11 protein-coding genes are annotated in these 4599 nt (G+C 46.2%); all 11 read right to left on the bottom strand.

Features of this window, described 5'->3' with window-relative positions; genetic code table 11:
* Positions 1-56 precede the first annotated feature (56 nt).
* Positions 57-638 carry a phage protein Gp27 family protein gene (locus ACFIL8_RS06445; protein WP_375683508.1) on the bottom strand — a complete coding sequence of 194 codons (582 nt, stop codon included), beginning with the start codon at positions 636-638 and terminating at the stop codon, positions 57-59.
* Positions 601-957 (bottom strand): hypothetical protein, encoded by a 357-nt coding sequence (locus ACFIL8_RS06450; protein ID WP_375612320.1) that lies wholly within the window; start codon positions 955-957, stop codon positions 601-603. The genes ACFIL8_RS06445 and ACFIL8_RS06450 overlap by 38 nt, the downstream gene beginning before the upstream one ends.
* Positions 954-1268: a DUF2730 family protein gene (locus ACFIL8_RS06455; RefSeq protein WP_375607966.1), complete on the bottom strand. Its 315-nt coding sequence runs from the start codon at positions 1266-1268 to the stop codon at positions 954-956. Before ACFIL8_RS06455 ends, ACFIL8_RS06450 begins: the two co-directional genes overlap by 4 nt.
* Positions 1265-1507 (bottom strand): hypothetical protein, encoded by a 243-nt coding sequence (locus ACFIL8_RS06460; protein WP_375686199.1) that lies wholly within the window; start codon positions 1505-1507, stop codon positions 1265-1267. The genes ACFIL8_RS06455 and ACFIL8_RS06460 overlap by 4 nt, the downstream gene beginning before the upstream one ends.
* Positions 1473-1811, bottom strand: a complete 339-nt coding sequence (locus ACFIL8_RS06465; RefSeq protein WP_375681486.1) for a hypothetical protein — start codon at positions 1809-1811, stop codon at positions 1473-1475. The genes ACFIL8_RS06460 and ACFIL8_RS06465 overlap by 35 nt, the downstream gene beginning before the upstream one ends.
* Entirely contained in the window at positions 1804-2091 is a 288-nt protein-coding gene (locus ACFIL8_RS06470) for a hypothetical protein (protein ID WP_375612317.1), read from the bottom strand. Before ACFIL8_RS06470 ends, ACFIL8_RS06465 begins: the two co-directional genes overlap by 8 nt.
* Positions 2088-2669, bottom strand: a complete 582-nt coding sequence (locus tag ACFIL8_RS06475; RefSeq protein ID WP_375613744.1) for a glycoside hydrolase family 19 protein — start codon at positions 2667-2669, stop codon at positions 2088-2090. Before ACFIL8_RS06475 ends, ACFIL8_RS06470 begins: the two co-directional genes overlap by 4 nt.
* Before the next feature lie 87 nt (positions 2670-2756).
* Entirely contained in the window at positions 2757-3164 is a 408-nt protein-coding gene (locus tag ACFIL8_RS06480) for a helix-turn-helix domain-containing protein (RefSeq protein ID WP_375629092.1), read from the bottom strand.
* 6 nt (positions 3165-3170) lie between these two features.
* Positions 3171-3788, bottom strand: a complete 618-nt coding sequence (locus ACFIL8_RS06485) for a regulatory protein GemA (RefSeq protein WP_375689169.1) — start codon at positions 3786-3788, stop codon at positions 3171-3173.
* A gap of 10 nt (positions 3789-3798) precedes the next feature.
* Positions 3799-4422, bottom strand: a complete 624-nt coding sequence (locus ACFIL8_RS06490; RefSeq protein WP_375613741.1) for a DUF3164 family protein — start codon at positions 4420-4422, stop codon at positions 3799-3801.
* Positions 4406-4599: hypothetical protein (locus ACFIL8_RS06495; protein ID WP_375689171.1), on the bottom strand; the 194-nt coding region annotated here is incomplete at its 5' end. The genes ACFIL8_RS06490 and ACFIL8_RS06495, both read right to left, overlap by 17 nt.

The raw sequence follows: 4599 nt of genomic DNA on the forward strand, positions 1-4599 counted from the left end.
GCCAAATATCAAAACCACTTTGATGATCAAAGACATGACTTTTTGAAAAGGGCTGTTCAGCCATGTTTTACCCCCAACACCTGCGCACGAATAGCTCGCGCTGTTTCTTCTGAGAGCCCCGCCGCCGCCGCTGCTGCGTCAACCGCTTTACTTGCTTTAGTGGTAAAATCCTTCTCTAATCTTTGCCGTCTGGTGGTCGACAAATGTTCAGCCGCCAACACGCCTTTAAGCGCATTGGCCAATTCTTGTGCTGCCTTTGGCGAAAGGTTTTTCCCACTGCTCAACGTGGAAAAAATCAACTCCTTAATCGCTGCCGCCGTCAAAAGAGTGATATTATCAGAAGCTTTAGCATCAAAGCGCTGCGAGAGGCTTGCTGCAATTTCTCTTGTCTGTTCTAGGCGCCGTGACATCACGGCTAGCCGCAAAGAATAACGATTAAAACTCGAAAAGGAGGGTATAGAAAAGTTGAGACCCGTTTCCTTTCGTAAAGCCTTCAAAGCCGCTTTAAACTCATCATAAATAGCCATTTGCGTCTTCTCACGCCCATTTAAAGCCTCAGCAGCAGCAGCAATAATTTGATCACAAGCTTGCGGCAATAAATCAATCGCCGTTAAACGTCCACGCCCGACCTTGCGCATCCTTCACCTCGTCTTTTATTGATGAACGTTTAGGCCGCTTAATCCCCTCAATGGAAAAGCTTCGGTCTAAATGACGCGCTCCCCGTTCTGTTAATGCCGCAAGAAAAACCGAACCCACACATTTTAAAGTAACAGCACCTTGATCTTCCATCCATGCCAGTTCATTATGCACAAAATCGCGATCGCGTCTGATGCCATAACTGTATAAAAGCCGCTCAATCATCGCACTCGATAAAGTTTCACTGCGCTCACAAGCAAGCCCTTTTAAAATAATCAACCGCGCTTCTTCACGGATGATTTTATCCATATCTGCTTTCATTTCTTGGCATTCTCCAACAAAAACTCTTGCAAGCGCTCACCAATGGCTGCCACCGGTTGTAATTGTGCAGAAAGCGTGTTGAGACGACCATTCAATTTCTCCATATTCACTTCCAATCTTTGCAGCGCATCACGATCAGGCAAAAAGTCCATCTCTGTTTCTAACTTTTGCACACGCTCTTTAAGCGCCGTGATATCTTTCAGCATTTCCCGCGCACCGGAAGAAAAATAGGCTCTCAAAACCCCACAAATCGCAATAACCGATAACAATAAAGACAACCAGCCATTGGCAACACTGATATCCAAATTCACTTAAAAGTCCCCTCTCTTGTGCCTAAAATCGCCCGCTCCGCAGCTTTTCTACGCTGTTCACAAATCAATAAAGCAGCACGATCACGGCTCCAATAATGCACCACTTCGCGCGCATTCAAAGCACGCTCTGGCAATAAAGCTGGGCGGGCACACGCCATGCGAACAACAGGCGGCAACTCAACCGATAAAAAATGATAAGAAAGGCTACCCACCGGCTTGTGTGTTGAGCAAGCGCACACGCTCAAGCCCAATGCCACCGCCAGTAACCGGCAACTTCTCATTGACTTCCTCCATTTTCACAAGCTTTTGTTCCAAAGCCGAAATCACCCCTTGCGCTTGATGCTCAGCTTCCAACGCTGCTTGTCTTTGTCGCTCTTGTACAAGCAGTGCACGTGCTGAAGCCTTGGCAATCTCCAACTGCCAATACAAATCACGCGCCTTTTCCGCCTTTAAAATTTGCGCTTTCATAAAGCCAAAAGCCGCCAACATCACACTGACCAAAAAAAGCAGACCAAAAGACAGTTTTGAAAGTGGGCTAAACATTGCTTTTATCTCCCCACCTCGTTATCTCCACCCCATCATAGGAGCTGCTATGCCGCTTATGGGAATGTTTCCTATTAGAAAAATCCAACGAGCCAAAGCCACGATGCACCCCCAGATTGCCAACAATAATCGCCACCATCGAAGGAATAGAAATGCTCGCCATATCAACAATATGCGGAGCCCCCCACAAACCACCAGAAACAAGCAAAAAAATAACCCCCCAAGCAAACCAAAAAGACCACCATAAATAGAGCCTAGAACCACGATAAGAGGGCTTCATGCCTTTACCTCGCCTCCAAGTCCCAAAAGCTTTTTGGCGCGGTTCAAATAAATCAAACGTTGCACAAGTCCATTTCTTCCCCCATTGATCGCCTTGGTAATCCCTAGATAATCATCTTGATCAGCCAGCCTATTCAAGCCTTTCATTTGCCAAAACCAAACAGCAGACCAAAGCGCTGCTGGAAACTTTTCCAGCTCTTGCGGAAATGCCTCACAATCAACCGCTTGTTCATCGACTAGGCGCCAAAACTTCGTAAAACGACGATAATTATTGCGCCCCGTCAACTGGATCAAACCACGCCCCTTAAAGTGCACCCCATCCCCAGGGTTGACATTGCCTAAATCACGCCGCCCCTCATAAGCGCGCCCTGAGGCATATTCACAAACAGTAAAAAAGCCATCACTCTCATGGGCACATTGGCTTAAAAAATGTGCAATACGCAACGGTGTTGTGAGTGCCCCATAAGATAAAGCTTTAGGCAACACGCGTGCCATTTCAACAATAATAAAATCTTGGCGCGCATGATGCGCCAATTTAGGCGCAAGGCGATGAAGAAAAGAAGCATCTATTGAAACCATAACAAACCACTCAATGAATAAAAATTCATTCGCAGTTTATCGGATTTCAAACCCCCAATATAAGCCTGACACTGTCAGTCAAAACTCTCAATACTCATAAAACTCTGAAAATAACGAACCTTGTGGTTCTTGCAAAGAAATTTTCTTCTTCAAGCGATAGGCTGTGCGCACATGCATACCAGAAACAGCAGCGGCAGCATCCACCGACCAGCCTTTTTGCAACGCTTGCACCATTTTTTGCCGCCGTTCAGCATCTCTGCCAAGGGGGATAAGAAGGCGCACACCCGAACCATTAAAACAAAAATGGTTGATCAATTGCTGCGCCTCTTCAAACCCAACAATTTCAATCAACCAATCCGCACTCTCAAGACGCCCGGGTATATAAACTTCTCGTCCACCAAAAGCCCGCATCATATTCCATGCTGCTTCACTGCCCGCAACATCAGCTATTTCACGCAATAAGGCAGGAAAATCGCTATAGATTTCCTCTTGCATACATGCTTACCCCTCGCCTTTAACACCTTTACGGATTTTCCGCCCCCAAACATTCATAACTTCTCTAAAGTCGCCCCCACTCATCTCACCAAAAGCTTTACCACTTAACGCCATAACACTTTGATGAAAAGCCCCAAGCTCAAACATAGCATCGGGATTCAAACACTTCCATTGGGCACACAAAATGGAAATGCTTGGTTTCTTCCTCCATGAATCTTCGCGGTTTTTTCCTCTCCAGTCAACCCCACCCTCCCGCTGCAACCAACCTTTCAACGCCTCAATGGCTCTGCATGCATCATCGCTATCGCGTAAAAAACGAATATGATCAATCCCTGTCTGTCTTTTCACAAAGGCAAGCAACGCCTTATCTGAACGATCACGAATAATGCCAAGATTCCACCCAGCAATCCAGAGCGCCTGGAGCTTCTTAGCATATTTCCCCTCTAAACGCTTCCCATTCGGCTTAAAACCAAACGCTTTCATTTCAGCGATAACCAAGTGCTTTTCTGAAAAATTCAAATCTTTCGCCGATTGCTTGCCTGTCAAGCGATAGAGCAGTGCGCGATAGGTCTCATCATCAAGACCTAACGCGCGTTTTCCCATATGAAGGACAGCTAAAGACATCTCTCCCCCCTCATGTCTTCGCCAGATCAATGGTCACAGCACGCCAAGCGCTTTCTAATGTATCGCGTTCATAAAAACGCACATATTCCTTAGATGTCGTCACACGGATCGCTTCACGAATGGCACGCATCGCCTCTTTCCAGCGTGGATCATCAATATCCAAACGCAACAGCATAAAGATCTCGCCCCGATTCACCTTGCCTTCTTTATCCGTATTAAAAGCACGCGTAATAATCGCACGGATTTCAGGGCGTGCATCCGCAGACCATTCATTCAAACACTCATCAAGAAGGCTTTTGGCAATTTGCAATTGCGGTCCAAAATCAACACTTTCCTGAACTTGCACCTTAATACGTTGCAAACCATCAAAGCTTGTGTAAGTACAATTGCCCTTTTTGCCACGCCGCTCCACACCATATTCTTGCGCAAGCAAGCTATCAAAATCACTCAAATCCGCAATCGTATGGTTGTTAAAACGTGCAATCCTTGCCGATAATTCTTTCGCAAAACCCATAATTTTGCGCACCGTTTCATCCTCTAACAAATCCGCAGGGCGGATCAAACTTACCGGCACCAAAGCCCCTTTTGCATCCTTCATATAACGCGTACCTTCAAGTTCAATTTGTGGATTCATCACCAACTTCCTCCTGTGTTTTTTGAAACCGACGAAATGGCACAACATCCCCTGAAGAAGGCGCACATCCCGCTTTCAATTGCCAACGACACCGCATAAGCTCATGACTTAAAACGTGGTTATAGCCTGCCAAACGACGCAAATACTCATTCAATTCTCGAACATCTTGTCCATGCA

The organism is Bartonella sp. AP57NXGY (genome assembly GCF_042195805.1).
Lineage (GTDB): Bacteria > Pseudomonadota > Alphaproteobacteria > Rhizobiales > Rhizobiaceae > Bartonella.

Excerpts from the sequence above, each read along its gene's own strand:
- ACFIL8_RS06445 (WP_375683508.1), bottom strand. The coding sequence starts at position 638 with ATGCGCAAGGTCGGGCGTGGACGTTTAACGGCGATTGATTTATTGCCG.
- ACFIL8_RS06450 (WP_375612320.1), bottom strand. The coding sequence starts at position 957 with ATGAAAGCAGATATGGATAAAATCATCCGTGAAGAAGCGCGGTTGATT.
- ACFIL8_RS06465 (WP_375681486.1), bottom strand. The coding sequence starts at position 1,811 with ATGTTTAGCCCACTTTCAAAACTGTCTTTTGGTCTGCTTTTTTTGGTC.
- ACFIL8_RS06470 (WP_375612317.1), bottom strand. The coding sequence starts at position 2,091 with ATGAAGCCCTCTTATCGTGGTTCTAGGCTCTATTTATGGTGGTCTTTT.
- ACFIL8_RS06475 (WP_375613744.1), bottom strand. The coding sequence starts at position 2,669 with ATGGTTTCAATAGATGCTTCTTTTCTTCATCGCCTTGCGCCTAAATTG.
- ACFIL8_RS06480 (WP_375629092.1), bottom strand. The coding sequence starts at position 3,164 with ATGCAAGAGGAAATCTATAGCGATTTTCCTGCCTTATTGCGTGAAATA.
- ACFIL8_RS06485 (WP_375689169.1), bottom strand. The coding sequence starts at position 3,788 with ATGTCTTTAGCTGTCCTTCATATGGGAAAACGCGCGTTAGGTCTTGAT.
- ACFIL8_RS06490 (WP_375613741.1), bottom strand. The coding sequence starts at position 4,422 with ATGAATCCACAAATTGAACTTGAAGGTACGCGTTATATGAAGGATGCA.